Annotated in this window: 17 protein-coding genes; 10 read left to right on the forward strand and 7 right to left on the reverse strand. The window is 71.7% G+C overall.

Annotated features, from left to right (window positions below; genetic code table 11):
• Positions 1 to 526 precede the first annotated feature (526 nt).
• Together ACIQ1J_RS12560 and draK are read left to right on the forward strand one after the other, a co-directional pair.
• On the forward strand, positions 527 to 1,204 hold the full coding sequence (locus ACIQ1J_RS12560; RefSeq protein ID WP_121747436.1) for a response regulator transcription factor: 678 nt from the start codon (positions 527 to 529) through the stop codon (positions 1,202 to 1,204).
• 88 nt (positions 1,205 to 1,292) lie between these two features.
• Positions 1,293 to 2,561 (forward strand): two-component system sensor histidine kinase DraK, encoded by a 1,269-nt coding sequence (gene draK, locus ACIQ1J_RS12565; protein ID WP_403556559.1) that lies wholly within the window; start codon positions 1,293 to 1,295, stop codon positions 2,559 to 2,561.
• Between the two features lie 184 nt (positions 2,562 to 2,745).
• Here draK and ACIQ1J_RS12570 read toward each other — a convergent pair whose 3' ends face one another.
• Complete coding sequence (locus ACIQ1J_RS12570) at positions 2,746 to 3,327, reverse strand: GtrA family protein (protein WP_403556561.1); 582 nt, start codon at positions 3,325 to 3,327, stop codon at positions 2,746 to 2,748.
• 166 nt (positions 3,328 to 3,493) lie between these two features.
• Here ACIQ1J_RS12570 and ACIQ1J_RS12575 point away from each other — a divergent pair, with 166 nt between their 5' ends.
• Genes ACIQ1J_RS12575 through ACIQ1J_RS12585 form a run of 3 tightly spaced genes read left to right on the forward strand, consistent with a single transcriptional unit; the run spans position 3,494 to position 6,353 of the window.
• The gene (locus ACIQ1J_RS12575; RefSeq protein WP_210962875.1) at positions 3,494 to 4,633 is read left to right on the forward strand and encodes a 5-(carboxyamino)imidazole ribonucleotide synthase; all 1,140 of its coding nucleotides are present in this window, start codon (positions 3,494 to 3,496) and stop codon (positions 4,631 to 4,633) included.
• The gene (purE, locus tag ACIQ1J_RS12580; protein WP_210962876.1) at positions 4,630 to 5,169 is read left to right on the forward strand and encodes a 5-(carboxyamino)imidazole ribonucleotide mutase; all 540 of its coding nucleotides are present in this window, start codon (positions 4,630 to 4,632) and stop codon (positions 5,167 to 5,169) included. Before ACIQ1J_RS12575 ends, purE begins: the two co-directional genes overlap by 4 nt.
• A 5-nt stretch (positions 5,170 to 5,174) precedes the next feature.
• Positions 5,175 to 6,353, forward strand: a complete 1,179-nt coding sequence (locus tag ACIQ1J_RS12585) for a dipeptidase (protein ID WP_403556564.1) — start codon at positions 5,175 to 5,177, stop codon at positions 6,351 to 6,353.
• Here the strand turns inward: ACIQ1J_RS12585 and ACIQ1J_RS12590 are convergent.
• The gene (locus ACIQ1J_RS12590; protein WP_210962878.1) at positions 6,302 to 7,444 is read right to left on the reverse strand and encodes an alkene reductase; all 1,143 of its coding nucleotides are present in this window, start codon (positions 7,442 to 7,444) and stop codon (positions 6,302 to 6,304) included. The genes ACIQ1J_RS12585 and ACIQ1J_RS12590 overlap by 52 nt on opposite strands.
• Positions 7,445 to 7,515: 71 nt before the next feature.
• Here ACIQ1J_RS12590 and ACIQ1J_RS12595 point away from each other — a divergent pair, with 71 nt between their 5' ends.
• Positions 7,516 to 7,875, forward strand: coding sequence for a MerR family transcriptional regulator (locus ACIQ1J_RS12595; protein WP_210962879.1), 360 nt, complete (start codon positions 7,516 to 7,518; stop codon positions 7,873 to 7,875).
• A 92-nt stretch (positions 7,876 to 7,967) separates the two neighbouring features.
• Positions 7,968 to 9,098 (forward strand): dipeptidase, encoded by a 1,131-nt coding sequence (locus ACIQ1J_RS12600; RefSeq protein ID WP_403556567.1) that lies wholly within the window; start codon positions 7,968 to 7,970, stop codon positions 9,096 to 9,098.
• A gap of 52 nt (positions 9,099 to 9,150) precedes the next feature.
• On the opposite strand, the gene ACIQ1J_RS12605 is transcribed toward ACIQ1J_RS12600, so the two are convergent.
• Both ACIQ1J_RS12605 and ACIQ1J_RS12610 read right to left on the reverse strand, forming a co-directional pair.
• Complete coding sequence (locus ACIQ1J_RS12605; RefSeq protein ID WP_403556569.1) at positions 9,151 to 9,543, reverse strand: VOC family protein; 393 nt, start codon at positions 9,541 to 9,543, stop codon at positions 9,151 to 9,153.
• 47 nt (positions 9,544 to 9,590) lie between these two features.
• On the reverse strand, positions 9,591 to 9,962 hold the full coding sequence (locus ACIQ1J_RS12610) for a VOC family protein (protein ID WP_403556571.1): 372 nt from the start codon (positions 9,960 to 9,962) through the stop codon (positions 9,591 to 9,593).
• A 99-nt stretch (positions 9,963 to 10,061) separates the two neighbouring features.
• Here ACIQ1J_RS12610 and ACIQ1J_RS12615 point away from each other — a divergent pair, with 99 nt between their 5' ends.
• Complete coding sequence (locus ACIQ1J_RS12615; RefSeq protein ID WP_403556573.1) at positions 10,062 to 10,568, forward strand: CGNR zinc finger domain-containing protein; 507 nt, start codon at positions 10,062 to 10,064, stop codon at positions 10,566 to 10,568.
• Between the two features lie 113 nt (positions 10,569 to 10,681).
• Here the strand turns inward: ACIQ1J_RS12615 and ACIQ1J_RS12620 are convergent, their stop codons facing one another.
• The gene (locus ACIQ1J_RS12620; protein WP_403556574.1) at positions 10,682 to 12,025 is read right to left on the reverse strand and encodes a UDP-glucose dehydrogenase family protein; all 1,344 of its coding nucleotides are present in this window, start codon (positions 12,023 to 12,025) and stop codon (positions 10,682 to 10,684) included.
• 181 nt (positions 12,026 to 12,206) lie between these two features.
• On the opposite strand from ACIQ1J_RS12620, the gene ACIQ1J_RS12625 reads away from it, so the two are divergent.
• Positions 12,207 to 13,364, forward strand: a complete 1,158-nt coding sequence (locus ACIQ1J_RS12625) for an acyl-CoA dehydrogenase (protein ID WP_403556576.1) — start codon at positions 12,207 to 12,209, stop codon at positions 13,362 to 13,364.
• A 35-nt stretch (positions 13,365 to 13,399) separates the two neighbouring features.
• On the opposite strand, the gene ACIQ1J_RS12630 is transcribed toward ACIQ1J_RS12625, so the two are convergent.
• Complete coding sequence (locus ACIQ1J_RS12630; RefSeq protein WP_210962889.1) at positions 13,400 to 13,966, reverse strand: acyl-CoA thioesterase; 567 nt, start codon at positions 13,964 to 13,966, stop codon at positions 13,400 to 13,402.
• 119 nt (positions 13,967 to 14,085) lie between these two features.
• On the opposite strand from ACIQ1J_RS12630, the gene ACIQ1J_RS12635 reads away from it, so the two are divergent.
• Positions 14,086 to 15,381 (forward strand): LCP family protein, encoded by a 1,296-nt coding sequence (locus ACIQ1J_RS12635; RefSeq protein ID WP_403556578.1) that lies wholly within the window; start codon positions 14,086 to 14,088, stop codon positions 15,379 to 15,381.
• Positions 15,382 to 15,402: 21 nt separating this feature from the next.
• On the opposite strand, the gene ACIQ1J_RS12640 is transcribed toward ACIQ1J_RS12635, so the two are convergent.
• A complete protein-coding gene (locus ACIQ1J_RS12640; RefSeq protein WP_403556580.1) occupies positions 15,403 to 16,779 on the reverse strand; it encodes an LCP family protein in 1,377 nt (458 codons plus the stop codon).
• Positions 16,780 to 16,969 lie beyond the last annotated feature (190 nt).

Here is a 16,969-nt window from a genome sequence, read left to right on the forward strand (position 1 = left end):
TCATGAGGCGATGCGCGCCCGGTGGGGGGCGGCCGGCACCGGCGCCGTCACCCGCCCGCCCCACGCCTTGAGGGGGATTCCGCTCCGGATTGCGAAGCGGCGGACGGCGGCCACCGGGATCCACGCCTCTGCGCACGTCAGTGCGCGCGGTGAGGCCCGGCCACAGGTCATTCCTTTCGAGGCCGGCCGTGGGGCCGACCCGCACACAAAAGAGACCCTCAGCGTCAAAACCTCGCCAAAGGTCCCCTGGGTGCTACAGGCGCTGATTCACCATACGGCAGGACACCGCCCGGTATGGAAGGACTTGAGACGCGGATCACAGGTAATGAAGGAACCGCGAACGGTCTTTCGAAGGTCCATCCCAGGATGACACCCCACAGGCGCAGGTTCGCACAGTGGGCCGGTGGCGGGTCGGCGGGGGGTCGGACGGGCAGGTCGCGCGGCAGGTGCCCGGCTTGTCCGTAGGTAAGAGAGCCTCGGGGCGCTCACGCCCCGGGCGCTGCTCCGAGCGGACTACCATCAGCTCATGACCCGTGTACTGCTCGCCGAGGACGACGCGTCCATCTCGGAGCCGCTGGCCCGCGCACTGCGCCGGGAAGGGTACGAGGTCGAGGTGCGTGAGGACGGACCCACCGCACTCGACGCCGGGCTGCAGGGCGCCATCGATCTGGTCGTGCTGGACCTGGGCCTGCCGGGCATGGACGGGCTGGAGGTCGCCCGCCGGCTGCGGTCCGAGGGCCACGCCGTGCCGATCCTGATCCTGACCGCGCGCGCCGACGAGGTGGACACCGTCGTCGGCCTGGACGCGGGCGCCGACGACTACGTCACCAAGCCCTTCCGCCTCGCCGAGCTGCTCGCCCGGGTTCGCGCCCTGCTGCGGCGCGGTGCCGTCGAGCCCCCGCAGCCGGCCGCCACGCACGGTGTGCGCATCGACGTCGAGTCGCACCGGGCCTGGATGGGCGAGGAGGAGCTCCAGCTCACCGCCAAGGAGTTCGACCTGCTGCGGGTGCTCGTGCGCGACGCCGGCCGGGTCGTCACCCGCGACCAGCTGATGCGCGAGGTCTGGGACACCACCTGGTGGTCGTCGACCAAGACCCTCGACATGCACATCTCCTGGCTCCGCAAGAAGCTGGGGGACGACGCGGCGAACCCCCGCTACATCGCCACCGTGCGCGGCGTCGGCTTCCGTTTCGAGAAGAACTGAGCAAGAACTGAGGCAAGGACTGAGGCAAGAGCCGAGCGAGAAGTGAGCAAGTGCTGAGCGCCCGTAGGGCCTGCCCGGGTAAGAGGACATGCGCCGTCGACTGATCCAGTCCACACTCGCCGTGGTGCTCGTCGTGATCGCCGTGTTCGGCGTCTCCCTCGTGATCGTCGAGACCCGGACGATCAGCAGCTCCGCCCAGGAGCGGGTCGACCTGGAGGCGGTGCGGCTGGCCAGCATCGTGGACAGCCGGCTGCTCGGCGCCGGGTCCGTCGACGCCAAGTTCCTCCGGGAGCAGGTGCGGGACGCCCGGTACGCCGAGATCCGCATCCCCGGCAAGCCGGTCATCGAGGTCGGCAGCCGGCCGTCCGGCGAGGTCATCCGGGGCAGGGCCACCGGCGAGGAGGGCGAGACGGTCCTCGTCGAGGAGCCGAGTTCCTCGGTGACCCGCGAGGTCGGCCGGACCCTGCTGATCATCGGTCTGGTGGCGCTGCTCGCGGTGATCGCCGCGGTGCTGCTGGCGATCCGGCAGGCCAACCGCCTCGCCTCCCCGCTCACCGACCTCGCCGAGACCGCCGAACGCCTCGGTTCCGGCGACCCGCGCCCGAGGCACAAGCGCTACGGCGTTCCCGAGCTGGACCGGGTCGCGGACGTGCTGGACTCCTCCGCCGAGCGCATCGCCCGGATGCTCACCGCCGAGCGCCGCCTGGCCGCCGACGCCTCCCACCAGCTGCGCACACCGCTGACCGCGCTGTCCATGCGGCTGGAGGAGATCACCCTCACCGACGAACTGGAGACGGTGAAGGACGAGGCGGCGATCGCGCTGTCGCAGGTGGAGCGGCTGACGGACGTCGTGGACCGGCTGCTGACGAACTCCCGCGACCCGCGCAGCGGCTCCGCCGTCACCTTCGAGCTGGACGACATCATCCAGCAGCAGATCGCGGAGTGGCGCCCCGCCTACCGCAGCGAGGGGCGGGCGATCGTCAGTTCCGGCAAACGGCATCTGACGGCCGTGGGCACCCCGGGTGCGGTGGCGCAGGTGCTGGCCGCGCTGATCGAGAACTCACTGATGCACGGCGGCGGCACGGTGGCCCTGCGGACCCGGGTGACCGGCAACCAGGCGGTGGTCGAGGTCACCGACGAGGGAGCCGGCGTCCCGGGCGACCTGGGGGCGCGGATCTTCGAGCGCGCCATCAGCGGACGGAACTCGACGGGTATCGGCCTGGCCGTCGCCCGCGACCTGGCCGAGGCGGACGGCGGCCGGCTGGAGCTCCTCCAGGGCCGTCCTCCGGTCTTCGGCCTGTTCCTGTCGCGCACACCGCCGTCCAAGAAGTCGTCCGGGGCCTCGACGGTGCGCTAGGTGTACTGAGCACGAGCGTTGCCGACGCTGGAGGGGCTTGATCATGGCGAAGACCTCCGTGTGGTGGAGCTGTGCCCGACTGCACCGCACGGAGGTCTTCGTGTCCGACCGTTGTGCCCGGCTGACTGTGCGCGGCAGGCGGCTGCTCATCGAGCGGGTCCGTGCGGGCAGGTCCCGGCCGCCGTCAGTGGTGGGCCGCGGGGGTGCCGTCCGTGGTGCGCATCGCCGTAGGCTGCTCGTGCTCCAGGAAGGTCTCCGCCCGCGTCACCGGCTCGCGGGCCGGCAGCGTCCGGAAGACCCAGGTGCGGTACGACCAGAAGCGGAACAGTGTGCCGATGCCGATGCCGAGGAACTTGAAGATGTTGCTCTGCAGCGGGCTGTCCCAGCCGAAGCCGTACGTCGCGGTGTAGAGCACACCGTTCTCGATCACCAGCCCGACCACGCTGAACAGCAGGAACAGCGACATCTCGCGGGTCCGGCGGCCCTTGTCGCGGTCCCGGTAGGTGAAGTACCGGAAGCCCAGGTAGTTGAAGACGATCGCGACGACGGTCGCGATGATGCTCGCCCGCACCACCGCGAGGTCGGTCACGTGCCGCACCAGGTTGAAGACGAGAAGGTTGACCAGGACCCCCGCGCCGCCCACCGCGCCGAACTTCAGGACCTCACGGGCCAGCCGGCCGATCCGCTCCCGCACCGCGCCACGCGGTGCCGGGGGCAGTGGGGGTGTGGGGGGAGCCGTATGAGCACCCGAGGAACCATGTCCCATGGTCGTGCAGGCCCCCGTCCATCGGTTGGCGTCAATCCGTTCATGCTAACCACCCGGACGTGCGATCTTCCTGCGGACGGACGCCGGGCGACGGGAAAGGGGGGCCGTACCGTCGGGGAAACGGCCGGTAAACAGGTGGGCCTCGCGCGGCCGATACGCTAGGGGTGTGACGTTCCCCGTAGTCGGTATGGTCGGCGGTGGCCAGCTCGCTCGTATGACACACGAGTCTGGCATCCCGTTGGGCATCAGGTTCAAGCTCCTCAGTGACACCCCCCAGGACTCTGCGGCGCAGGTCGTGAACGAAGTCGTCATCGGCGACTATCGCGATCTGGACACGCTGCGCGAGTTCGCGCGCGGCTGTGACGTGATCACCTTCGATCACGAGCACGTGCCGACCGAGCATCTCAGGGCCCTGGAGGCGGACGGCATCCCCGTGCGCCCGGGCCCTGACGCGCTCGTGCACGCCCAGGACAAGGGCGTGATGCGCGCGAAGCTCGACGCGATCGGCGTGCCCTGCCCGCGGCACCGGATCGTGCGCGATCCGGCCGACGTGGCCGCCTTCGCGGACGAGGGGGACGGTTTCCCCGTCGTCCTCAAGACCGTGCGCGGCGGTTACGACGGCAAGGGCGTGTGGGTGGTGGACTCCGTCGAGGAGGCCGCCGAGCCCTTCCGCGCCGGTGTGCCCGTGCTGGCGGAGGAGAAGGTCGACTTCGTCCGCGAGCTGGCCGCCAACGTGGTCCGCTCCCCGCACGGCCAGGCGGTGGCGTATCCCGTCGTCGAGTCCCAGCAGGTGAAGGGTGTCTGCGACACGGTGATCGCGCCCGCCCCCGGCCTCGACGGGACGCTGGCGCTCAGGGCCGAGGAGATGGCGCTCAGCATCGCCAATGAACTGGACGTCGTCGGTCACCTCGCCGTCGAGCTGTTCCAGACCCGCGACGGCCGCGTCCTCGTCAACGAACTGGCGATGCGCCCGCACAACTCCGGCCACTGGACGATGGACGGCGCGATCACGTCGCAGTTCGCCAACCACGTCCGCGCGGTCCTCGACCTCCCCCTCGGCGACCCGCGCCCGCGCGCCAGGTGGACGGTCATGGTCAACGTCCTCGGCGGCGACTACCCGGACATGTACTCCGCGTACCTGCACTGCATGGCCCGCGACCCCCAGCTGAAGATCCACATGTACGGCAAGGACGTGAAGCCCGGCCGCAAGGTGGGTCACGTCAACACCTACGGCGACGACCTGGACGACGTGCTGGAGCGCGCCCGTCACGCTGCCGGCTACCTGAGAGGGACGATCACCGAATGAACCAGGCCAGCCCGGTCGGTCCGGTCGTGGGCATCGTCATGGGGTCGGACTCCGACTGGCCCGTGATGGAGGCCGCCGCCAAGGCACTCGACGAGTTCGAGGTCCCCTACGAGGTCGACGTCGTCTCCGCGCACCGCATGCCGCACGAGATGATCGCCTACGGCGAGCAGGCCGCCGGACGCGGGCTGAAGGCGATCATCGCCGGGGCCGGTGGCGCCGCCCACCTGCCCGGCATGCTCGCCTCGGTCACCCCGCTGCCCGTCATCGGCGTGCCGGTGCCGCTGAAGTACCTGGACGGCATGGACAGCCTCCTGTCCATCGTGCAGATGCCGGCGGGTGTCCCCGTCGCCACCGTCTCGGTCGGCGGCGCCCGCAACGCGGGTCTCCTGGCCGCGCGGATGCTCGCCGCCCACGACGAGGAGCTGCTGGGCCGCATGCGCGAGTTCCAGCAGGACCTCAACGACCAGGCCACCGAGAAGGGCAAGCGGCTGCGGACCAAGGTCGAGGGCTCCGCGGCCTTCGGCTTCGGGAAGTGAGGCCCGTGACCTCCCTCGACCAGGCCCGGGAGCTGCTGCGCGAGTTCCCCGTCGTCGACGGCCACAACGACCTGCCCTGGGCGCTGCGCGAGCAGGTCCGCTACGACCTCGACGCCCGCGACATCGCCGCCGACCAGTCCGCCCACCTGCACACCGATCTCGCCCGGCTGCGCGCCGGCGGCGTCGGCGCGCAGTACTGGTCGGTGTACGTCCGCTCGGACCTGCCGGGCGCGGTGACCGCGACGCTGGAGCAGATCGACTGCGTACGGCGGCTGATCGACCGCCACCCCGAGGAGCTGCGCGCCGCGCTGACCGCCGCAGACATGGAGGCCGCACGCGCCGAGGGCCGCATCGCCTCGCTGATGGGCGCCGAGGGCGGCCACTCCATCGACAACTCGCTCGCCACGCTCCGCGCGCTGTACGCGCTCGGCGTGCGCTACCTGACCCTCACCCACAACGACAACGTGGCGTGGGCGGACTCGGCGACCGACGAGCCCGCCGCCGGCGGTCTGACGGCCTTCGGCCGCGAGGTCGTGCGGGAGATGAACCGCGAGGGCATGCTGGTCGACCTCTCGCACGTGGCGGCGACCACGATGCGCGACGCGCTGGACACCTCCACCGCGCCGGTGATCTTCTCCCACTCCTCCGCGCGTGCCGTCTGCGACCACCCGCGCAACGTCCCGGACGACGTGCTGGAGCGGCTGCCGGCCAACGGCGGCATGGCGATGGTGACGTTCGTGCCGAAGTTCGTGCTCCAGGCGGCCGTGGACTGGACGGCCGCCGCCGACGAGAACATGCGCGCGCACGGCTTCCACCACCTCGACTCCGGCCCCGAGGCGATGAAGATCCACCGCGCTTTCGAGGAGGGCACCCCGCGCCCCGTCGCCACGGTGTCCACGGTCGCCGACCACCTCGACCACATGCGCGAGGTCGCCGGCGTCGACCACCTCGGCATCGGCGGCGACTACGACGGCACCGCCTTCACCCCCGACGGCCTCAGCGACGTGTCCGGCTACCCGAACCTGATCGCCGAGCTGCTCGACCGCGGCTGGTCCCAGGCCGACCTGGCCAAGCTGACCTGGAAGAACGCCGTCCGGGTGCTGGGCGCCGCGGAGGACGTGGCCCGGGGGCTTCAGGCGACGCGGGGGCCGTCCAACGCCACGCTCGAAGCACTGGACGGCTGAGCGGTCGCGTCGCCGAGGGCGGGGTAGTCGGTGTAGCCGGTCGCCCCGCCCACGTACATGAAGTACCGGTCCCGCACCGGATTCAGCGGCGCGCCCAGCCGCAGCCGCTCCACCAGGTCGGGATTGGCGAGGAAGGGCCGGCCCAGGGCGATCAGATCGGCCCCGGCGGCCAGCAGCCGCCCGGAGGCGCGGCGCACGGCGCCCGTGGAGAGGTCCTCGCCCAGCACCGGGTTGGCGATCAGCACCCCGGGCCAGCCGGCGCGGATCCTCCGGAACACCGGCGCGTCCGGGTCGGCGTACACCAGGTGCAGATACGCGAGCCCGAGCCCGCCGAGCCGCTCGGTGAGCGCCGGGTAGATCTCCTCGGTCTCGCCCTCCGCGATGCCGTTGACGGTGTTGCCGGGGGAGACCCGCAGGCCCACCCGCTCGGCGCCGATCTCGGCGGCCACGGCCTCGGCCACCTCGGCCGTGAACCGGATCCGCGCGGCGACCGGTCCGCCGTAGCCGTCGGTGCGGCGGTTGGTGTTGGCGGCCAGGAACTGGTGCAGGAGGTGGCCGTTGGCGGAGTGCACCTCCACACCCTCGAACCCGGCGTCGAGCGCGTTGCGGGCGGCACGCGCGAAGTCGGCGACGGTGGTGCGGACGTCCTCCTCGTTCATCTCCCTCGGGACGACGGCCGGACGGTGCCCCTGGGGCGTGAAGACCGTCTCGGGCAGCGGCACCGGCGAGGGCGCGACCGGCGTCAGCCCGCTGGTCGCGGGATGGCCGACCCGGCCGCCGTGCTGGAGCTGGAGGAACATCCGCCCGCCCGCCTCCCGTACCGCGTCGGTGACCTGCCGCCAGCCCGCCACGTGCCGCGCGCTGTGGACGGCGGTGATGTTCGGGTACGTCTGTCCGACCGCGTTCGGTGTCGCGGCCTCGGCGACGATCAGCCCGGCGGCGGCGCGCTGGGCGTAGTAGGTGGCCATGAGCGGGGTCGGGGTGCCGTCGGCCTCGGCCCGGTTGCGGGTCAGGGGGGCCATCACCAGACGGTTGGGAAGGGTGAGCGGGCCGAGCGGGGCGGACGCGAAGAGCGCTGTTGTTTTCGACATGCCCGTACGCTAGAACCTGACACCCATGTCAGAATCAAGCCCCGGGGACCGGCCGAGGAGGAGACGTACGGATGCGGATCGGTGAACTCGCCCGGCGCACGGGCGTCAGCGAACGCTCGCTGCGCTACTACGAGAAGCAGGCGCTGCTCGCGGCCGAGCGTACGCCCGGCGGCCACCGCGAATACGCCGAGACGGCCGTCGACCGGGTCATCCGGATCCAGGAGCTGTACGCGGCCGGCCTGTGCAGCGCCAAGATCGCGCAACTCCTGCCCTGCATGCGGGACGGGGACGGCGGCCCCTCGACCGCCGCGTCGCCGAAGCTGGTCGCCGACCTCACCGCCGAGCGCGCCCGCATCGACCGGATGATCGCCGACCTGCTCCGCTCCCGGGACACCCTGGACGAGGTGATCGAGGCGGCGGCCCGGGGCTGAGCGGCGTACCCCCGAACGCCCCACCCACCAGGAAGCCCTTTCCGCTCCGTGCGACGGTGACGGTAACGCACGACGACCGTACGGAGCCCGCCATGGCAGACCTCCAGGACGACCTGCACACCAGCGCCGCGGCCGGCGGGCTCGTCGGTCTGCCCGTGCCGCCTGCCGCGGAGGCCTTCCCGCCGGAGCCCTACGCGCCGGTGTCCGACCCCGACGACGAGCCGCTCGCCCGGGCGCACGCCGTACTGGCCGCCCACCCCGTCGCCGACGGCTACAGCGGCCTGCCCTGGGCGCTCAAGCACCTGCCCTGGTACGACCTGGAGCTGGGCGAGAGCGCCGTCGACACCGACGTGCCCCGGCTCCGCGAGGGCCATGTGGGGGCGTTGTTCTGGTCGCTGCACCTGCCCGACGCCATCGACGGGGACCGGGCCGTCGGCGCCACCATGGAGCAGCTGGACCTGGTCAAGATGGTCGTCCGGGCCCATCCGGAGGGGCTGCGCCTGGCGTACGACGCCGGGCAGGCCATCGATGCCCGCAACTGCGGCCGGGTCGCCGTGCTGCCCGGCCCCGCCGGCGCCGCCGCCCTCGGGGACTGCCTCGGCATCCTGCGTTCCCTGTACGCCCTCGGCCTGCGCGTGATCACGCTGACCGGGGCGACCTGGGCGAGCGAGACGGGGCTGACCCGGTTCGGCGAGGAGGTCGTCCGCGAGATGAACCGCCTCGGCGTCGTCGCCGACCTCTCGGGTGCCTCCGCCGAGACCATCCGCCGCAACTTCGCGGTCTCCAAGGCGCCGGCGCTGTGCACCCGCTCCGCCGCCCGTGCCCTGCGCCCGCACCCCGCCAACCTCCCCGACGACCTGCTCGTCGAGCTGGGTGCGGCCGGGGGCCTGTGCATGGTGCCGCTCACCGCCGAGCAGACCGGCCCGACCGTCCGGGACGTCGCCGACCACCTCGACCACGTCCGTACGGTGGCCGGCCCGGAGAGCGTCGGCCTGTCCGGCACCTACGACGCCGGCACGGCCCATCCGCTGGAGCTCGGTGACGCCTCCTGTTACCCCCGGCTCATCGCCGAGCTGTTGCGACGCGGCTGGGCCGAGGCGGACGTGGCCCTGCTGACCTGGGGCAACGTCCAGCGCGTACTGCGGGGAGCGGCCTTCACCGCCCGCGCGGCACAGCTGCGCCGGGAGCCGTCGACGGCGACGATCGCCGAACTCGACGGCTGAGCGGCTCGCCGAAGACGACGCCGAGCGGCTCGCCGGACTCGGCGGGCAACCGTCACGCGTGCTCGATCCGGCACAGGCAGAACGGATGCCCCGCCGGATCGGCGTACACCATGAAGTCCTTCTTCTCCCGGTCCTCCAGGTCCAGCGGCCGGGCGCCCAGCGCGAGCACCTTCTCGTGCGCCGCGTCCATCTCCTCCCAGGTCGCCCCGCCGTCGAAGTCGAGGTGGAACTGCTGGGCGTTGCGGTCGGCGCGCGGCCACTCCGGCGGGGTCAGCCCCGGCGCCCGCTGGAAGGACAGCCGCGGTCCGCCGGGCACCTGGAGGACCACCCAGTCGGGGTCCTGCTCCTCGGGGCTGCCGCCGCCCACCCGTGCGTAGAAGCGGGCCAGTTCGCGCGGCTCGGGACAGTCGACGACGACGGAACGGAAGCGTGCCACGGGTGCCATGGGGGTACCTTCCGGTGCGGCCGGTCGGGGGGACTCAGCAGGCGGACTCAGCAGGCGCAGAGGCAGAACGGGTGCCCGGCCGGGTCCGCGTAAACCCGGAAGGTCCGGGCCCGGTCCTCCGCGTCCAGCGGCCTCGCGCCCAGCTCCAGCACGGCCTCCTCCGCCGCGTCCAGGTCCTTGACGTCGAGGTCGAGGTGGAACTGCTGCGCGCCGTCGGGCCCGGGCCACTTCGGCGGTACGTGGCCGGGCGAGCCCTGGAAGGCCAGCGTCTGCCCGCCGGGCAGGTTCACGTCGACCCACTCGTACTGGTCGTCGCTCTTGTCCTCGACGGTGCCGCCGAGGACGTCGGCGTAGAAGCGGGCCAAAGCGTGGGGGTCGGGACAGTCCAGAACGACGGCGCCCAGTCCGGCGACAGCCATGACTTCCTCCTTGGAGTCCGCGTACTTCGGTTACCGGCAAAGCGCGGGTAACCAGTAACGGTTACTGCATGCTGCCTCATTGGCGGTAACGTCGCAAGCATGAGTGAGAGATCGCCCGCACCGGGAGGCCTGGACCTGGTCGAGACCCTGGTGAACACGCTGGACATCGAGACGGGCGCCGACTCCCTGGACACGCCGGAGGGCCGGGCGCGGTTCGGCCTGCCGGAGGGCGACGTGCCCGGGGCCCGCGAACTGCGCGAGTCCCTGCGCGCGGCCCTGCTCGCCCACGCCGGCCACCCGCCGCACCGCACGGTGACCCCGCTCGGCGAGCTGCTCGCCGGAGCCCCGCTGGTGGTGACGGTCGACCCGGCCGACGGCTCCGCCGCCCTGGCTCCGGCCCGGGACGGTGCGCTGACCGCCCGTGTCGCCGCCGCCGTCGCCGAGGCACTGGTCGCGGGCACCTGGATCCGGCTCAAGGCGTGCGAGGCCGCCGACTGCCACTGGGCGTACTACGACCGCAGCCCGGCCGGACGCGGCCGCTGGTGCTCCATGCAGGTGTGCGGGGCACGCGCCAAGATGCGCCGGTACCGGTCCAAGGAGGCGTGATCCAAGGACGGTTCACCGGCCGCCGGGCCGCTCCGTGGGGCAGAATGCGGAAGACGCCGGTTCGGCCGACTGAGCCTCGGCCGAACCGGCGTCACCCGTTCCCCGGTCACGGGCTACGCGGTCGGACGGCCCATCGCCCGGTACGTCCAGCCGGCCTTGCGCCAGGCCTGCGGGTCCAGGGCGTTGCGCCCGTCCAGGATCACCCGGGCCGTCACCGCCTCGCCCAGCGAGCCCGGGTCCAGCTCGCGGAACTCCCGCCACTCCGTCAGGTGCAGTACGACGTCGGCGCCCCGCACCGCCTCCAGCGCGGAGTCGGCGTACCCGAGCGTCGGGAACAGCCGCCGGGCGTTCTCCATGCCCTTGGGGTCGTACACCGTCACCTGCGCGCCCTGGAGGTGCACCTGGCCTGCGACGTTCAGCGCGGGCGAGTCCCGTACGTCGTCCGAGTCGGGCTTGAAGGTGGCGCCCAGCACCGCGACCCGCTTGCCGAGGAAGGGGCCGCCGCCCAGTGCCTGCCGGGTCAGCTCCACCATCTGGCCGCGCTGGCGCATGTTGATCGAGTCGATCTCGCGCAGGAAGGTGAGCGCCTGGTCGGCGCCCAGCTCACCGGCGCGCGCCATGAACGCCCGGATGTCCTTCGGCAGACAGCCGCCGCCGAACCCGATCCCGGCCCGCAGGAACTTCTTCCCGATCCGGTCGTCGTACCCGATCGCCTCGGCCAGCTTGGCCACGTCGCCGTCCGCGGCCTCGCACACCTCCGCCATCGCGTTGATGAAGGAGATCTTGGTGGCGAGGAAGGAGTTCGCGGAGGTCTTCACCAGTTCGGCCGTCGGGAAGTCGGTGACGACGAAGGGCGAGCCCTCCGACACCGGCGTCGCGTACACCTCGCGCAGCAGCTTCTCCGCCCGCTCGCTGCGCACGCCGACCACGATCCGGTCGGGGTGCAGCGTGTCCTTCACAGCGAAGCCCTCGCGCAGGAACTCCGGGTTCCAGGCCAGCTCGGCGTCGTCACCGGCCGGCGCGTGCTCGGCGAGGTGGGCGGCCAGCCGGTCGGCGGAGCCCACGGGCACGGTCGACTTGCCGACGACGAGCGCGGGGCCGGTCAGGTGCGGCGCGAGCGAGGCCAGCGCCGACTCGACGTACGACATGTCACAGGCGTACTCGCCATGCTTCTGCGGGGTGTTCACGCACAGGAAGTGCACGTCGCCGAAGGCGGCGACCTCGGCGAAGTCGGTGGTGAAGCGCAGCCGCCCGCTGGAGCCCTCGATACCGGCGACGTGCTTGCGGAGCAGTTCCTCCAGCCCCGGCTCGTACATCGGGACCTGGCCCCGCTGGAGCATCTCGATCTTCTCGGGCACCACGTCCAGGCCCAGCACCTCGAAACCGAGCTCGGCCATGGCCGCCGCATGGGTCGCGCCGAGATAGCCGGTGCCGATCACGGTGATCTTGAGGGCCATGGGTGCTCCAGAGGTGTACGGCGGAGGTGCGCGCCCGAGCATAACCGGGACACCGGTCAGGTCTCCCGGTCGGCTGTCGTCAAGCTCACCTATCCACGGACGCGGAGGGGGCTCTAAAATTTGGGTTACTTAACGGTAGTTAGCGTGCCCAGCATCACAGCGTTTTGGAGCGTGAGAGACCTTGGCCGGATCGGCTGACTTCGACCTGTACCGCCCGTTGGAGGAGCACGACATGCTCCGGGACGCCGTCCGCGCGCTGGCCGAGGCGAAGATCGCGCCGCACGCCGCGGCGGTGGACGAGGAGGCCCGCTTCCCGCGGGAGGCCCTCGACGCCCTGACCGCGAACGACCTGCACGCGGTGCACATCCCCGAGGAGTACGGCGGCGCGGGCGCCGACGCCCTCGCCACGGTGATCGTCATCGAGGAGGTCGCCCGCGTCTGCGCCAGCTCCTCCCTGATCCCGGCCGTGAACAAGCTCGGCTCCCTGCCGGTGATCCTCTCCGGCTCCGAGGAGCTGAAGAAGAAGTACATGACCCCGCTCGCCAAGGGCGACGGCATGTTCTCCTACTGCCTCTCCGAGCCCGACGCGGGCTCGGATGCGGCCGGCATGAAGACCAAGGCCGTCCGCGACGGCGACTTCTGGGTCCTCGACGGAGTCAAGCGCTGGATCACCAACGCGGGCGAGTCCGAGTACTACACGGTGATGGCCGTCACCGACCCCGCCAAGCGCTCCAGGGGCATCTCCGCCTTCGTCGTCGAGAAGTCCGACGAGGGCGTCTCCTTCGGCGCCCCGGAGAAGAAGCTCGGCATCAAGGGCTCGCCGACCCGCGAGGTCTACCTGGACAACGTCCGCATCCCCGCCGACCGCATGATCGGCGAGGAGGGCACCGGCTTCGCCACCGCGATGAAGACGCTGGACCACACCCGCATCACCATCGCCGCCCAGGCCCTCGGCATCGCCCAGGGCGCCCTCGACTACGCCAAGGGCTACGTCAAGGAGCGCAAGCAGTTCGGCAAGCCGATCGCCGACTTCCAGGGCATCCAGTTCATGCTCGCCGACATGGCCATGAAGATCGAGGCCGCCCGGCAGCTCACGTATGCGGCCGCCGCCAAGTCCCAGCGGGGTGACAGCGACCTCACCTTCCAGGGCGCCGCCGCCAAGTGCTTCGCCTCCGACGTCGCGATGGAGGTCACCACCGACGCCGTCCAGCTCCTCGGCGGCTACGGCTACACCCGTGACTACCCGGTCGAGCGCATGATGCGCGACGCCAAGATCACGCAGATCTACGAGGGCACGAATCAGGTCCAGCGGATCGTGATGGCGCGCAACCTGCCGTAACCGGCGTCGTACGGCTCACGCGGCCGGCCCCGGTCTCAGTCGTCGAAGCCCTCCGCCACCCGCCGCTCGCGCAGCTCCATGATCGCGCGGCGGCGGGCCAGGCGGTGGGTGCGGCGGATCTGGGCCTCCTGGTAGCGGCGCTTGTCCTTCTCGGTCTCCGGGAGGACCGGCGGGACCGTGCGCGGCTTGCCGTCCGCGTCGACCGCGGCGAAGACCAGGTACGCCGAGCCGACCTGGGTGGCGGGCGTGGACTCGTTCCAGCGTTCGGCCAGGACCCGGACGCCGACCTCCATGGAGGAGCGGCCGGTCCAGTTGACCTGGGCCTTCACATGGACGAGGTCGCCGACGCGGACCGGTTCGAGAAACGCCATCTCGTCCATCGACGCGGTGACGGCGGGGCCGCCCGAGTGCCGGCCGGCCACGGCGCCCGCCGCGTCGTCGACGAGCTTCATGATCACTCCGCCGTGCACCGTGCCCAGGAGGTTGGTGTCGCCGTGGGTCATGATGTGGCTGAGGGTGGTGCGGGACGCCGAGGTCGGCTTGCCCGGGATCTCCGGAGTCGCCGACTGCGCGGCTGAGGCCTGTTCTGCCTGGTCTGTCATGGCCTCCACCTTATGCCGGGACGACATCCGAGTAATTTGTGTCAGCTTCGCAACAGCACTGACCTGATTTTCCGACGACCCTTGTATGGCCCGTGGCGCGGACCTGCACACTGGTGCGCATGAATGATTGGCCCGAGGGATGGTCCGGTGACAACCGCGCCGGCCGGTACGGACGCGGCAGCGCGAGCGCACGGCCCGAGAGCGCGCGCGTGATGCGGCAGGTCCGCCGCGGCCAGGCGCCGCCGCCCGGCCCGGGCCCGTCCGCACCGCCGTACGGTGCCGGGGTGCCGCAGCAGCCGTCGTACGTCGACGGCCAGGGCCACGGCGGCCAGGACCAGTACGACAGCGGCTACAACACCGGCCAGGTCTACGGCAGCCCGGGCGGCCGGGGCCACGGCCCTGGCGGCCCCGGTGGTCCCGGCCCGGGCCGGCCCGCGCCGGACTGGCGCCGCCGGATCAAGTGGACCGCGATCACGCTGGTGACGGCGCTGGTCGTCACCACCGTCGGCACGTACTTCTGGGCCGACTCCAAGCTCAACCGCGAGGTCGACCTGTCCAAGGTCATCGAGCGGCCCGGCGCCGGCGAGGGCACGAACTACCTGATCGTCGGCTCCGACAGCCGCGAGGGCATGACCGCCGAGCAGAAGAAGGACCTGCACACCGGCTCCGCCGAGGGCAAGCGCACCGACTCGATGATGATCCTGCACACCGGGGACAACGGGTCGACACTGATCTCGCTGCCCCGTGACTCGGACGTGGAGATCCCGAGCTTCGTCGGCTCCGAGTCCGGCAAGACGTACCAGGGCACGGGCCGGCACGTGAAGCTGAACGCCGCGTACGCGGAGGACGGCCCCGAGCTGCTGGTGCGCACCGTCGAGCACAACACCGGGCTGCGCCTGGACCACTACGTGGAGATCGGCTTCGCCGGCTTCGCGAACATCGTGGACTCGGTCGGCGGCGTCGAGATGGACATCCCGCAGGACATCAAGGACCCGAAGTCCGGCGCCGACTTCAAGAAGGGCAGGCAGACCCTGGACGGCCAGGACGCCCTCGCCTTCGTCCGCACCCGGTACGCGCTGGCCGGCTCCGACCTGGACCGCACCAAGAACCAGCAGAAGTTCCTGTCGGCGCTGGCGAGCCAGGTGGCCACCCCGTCGACCGTCCTCAACCCGTTCAAGCTGTACCCGACCATGGGCGCCGGCCTGGACTCCCTCGTCGTCGACAAGGACATGGGCCTGTTCGATCTGGCGAGCATGTTCTGGGCGATGAAGAGCGTCAGCGGCGGTGACGGCACGTCGATGAACATGCCGGTCTCGGGCAGCGTCGGCGGAAACCTCAAGTGGGACGAGGCCAAGGTGAAGAAGCTGGTCGAGCAGCTGAAGAACGACGAGAAAGTCACCGTCTCCGGCAACTGAGGCCGCGGGGGCCCCGGCGGGTCACTTCTTCCCGCACACCACCTCGTCGCCGCGCACCACCGTGCCCGACTCCTGCGGCGGGTCCGCCGGCTTCACCTTCACGACCTGCTTGAAGTCGGCGCCCGCGACCACCTTCAGCGTCGGGCCCTGGCCCTTGACCGGCCGCAGCTCGCTGCCGGGCAGGGCGGCGGCCAGCGACTTCGCCGAGCGGTCCCAGCGGGGGTCGAAGGCGACGACGGTCCGCCGGACCGCGCGGTCGGTGGCGTTCCTGGGGGCGCGGGTGGTGCGGAACCCGGTCGCCGCCAGCGCGTCGTCGACCCGCTTGCCGAGCCCTCGCGTGTGCGTGCCGTTCTCCACCTGGACCCGGATCTGCTTCGGGTCCACCGGGACCCGGACCGGCGCCGGGCCCTTCGGCTTCGGCCTGGGGGCGGCCAGCGGCTCGTCCTCGCGCAGGGCGTCGAAGATCCGCTCGGACTTGGCAGGGTCCCACTTCAGGGTCGAGCCGACGCCCTTGACGGCGTAGCCCATCTGCCCGATCGGCACGGTGGTGAACTCGGACGAGGACGGCGAGAAGTTCCGCATCGCCCGCCCGAGGGCCAGCAACTCGTCGGTGCCGAAGCCCTCGTCGGCCCGCACCGAGCCCAGCACCGCCTGGGTGACGTCACGGAACTTCAGCGGGTTCAGCAGGAGCCCCGAGGAGGTCGCCCGGTCGATCAGGGCGGCCAGGAAGCGCTGCTGGCGCTTCATCCGGCTCAGGTCCGAGGCCCCGTCGAGGTGGCGGGCGCGGACGTACTGCAGCGCCTGCCCGCCCGTCAGCTCGTGGGTGCCGGCCGGCAGGTCGAGCCCGGTGTAGCTGTCCTTGAGCGGCTGAACGGTGCAGATCTGCACACCGCCGAGGACGTCCACCGTCTTCATGAAGCTGGTGAAGTCGACCTCCAGGTAGTGGTCGATCTTCACGCGGGTCATGTTCTCCACGGTGCGGATGGTCAGCTGCGGGCCGCCCTCCGCGTAGGCCGCGTTCAGCTTGAGGGGGTGCCCCTTGTGGTGCTCACCGGTGGTGCGGTCGGTGTGGTCGGGCGTCTCGGCGTAGGAGTCGCGCGGCAGGCTGACCACGCTCGCGTGCTCCCGGTCCTCCGAGATGTGCACGATCATGATCGTGTCGGTGCAGTGGCAGGGCGCGCCGCCGAGGCGGTACTTCCGCCGTTCCTCCTCGCTGATCCGGTCACGGCCGTCGGTGCCGACCAGCAGGACGTTCATTCCGTCGCCGGCCCGCGGCCGGTTCTTCATGTCCTTGAAGGCGTCGACCCGCGAGATGTCCGAGTCCAGGCCGGAGAGCACCGCGTGCCCGATCCCGGCGGAGGCGAGCACCACCACGGACAGAGCGGTCACCGCCCGCACGGCCCAGCGCGGCTTCTTCCGCCGTACGGGGGGCCTCGGCGGGCGGCGGGACGGACGCGGGCCGCCGCGCTGCGGTGGCGGGCCGCCACGGGGGGACGCGGCCGGGACCCGGGGGGAGCGGGGCGGCGTGGGCAAGGTGACACCTCCGCGGGGACGGGCCGTGCGGCCGGGCGTGGGATCCGTGAGCACC

Source organism: Streptomyces sp. NPDC097107, from assembly GCF_044762405.1.
Lineage (GTDB): Bacteria > Actinomycetota > Actinomycetes > Streptomycetales > Streptomycetaceae > Streptomyces > Streptomyces thinghirensis.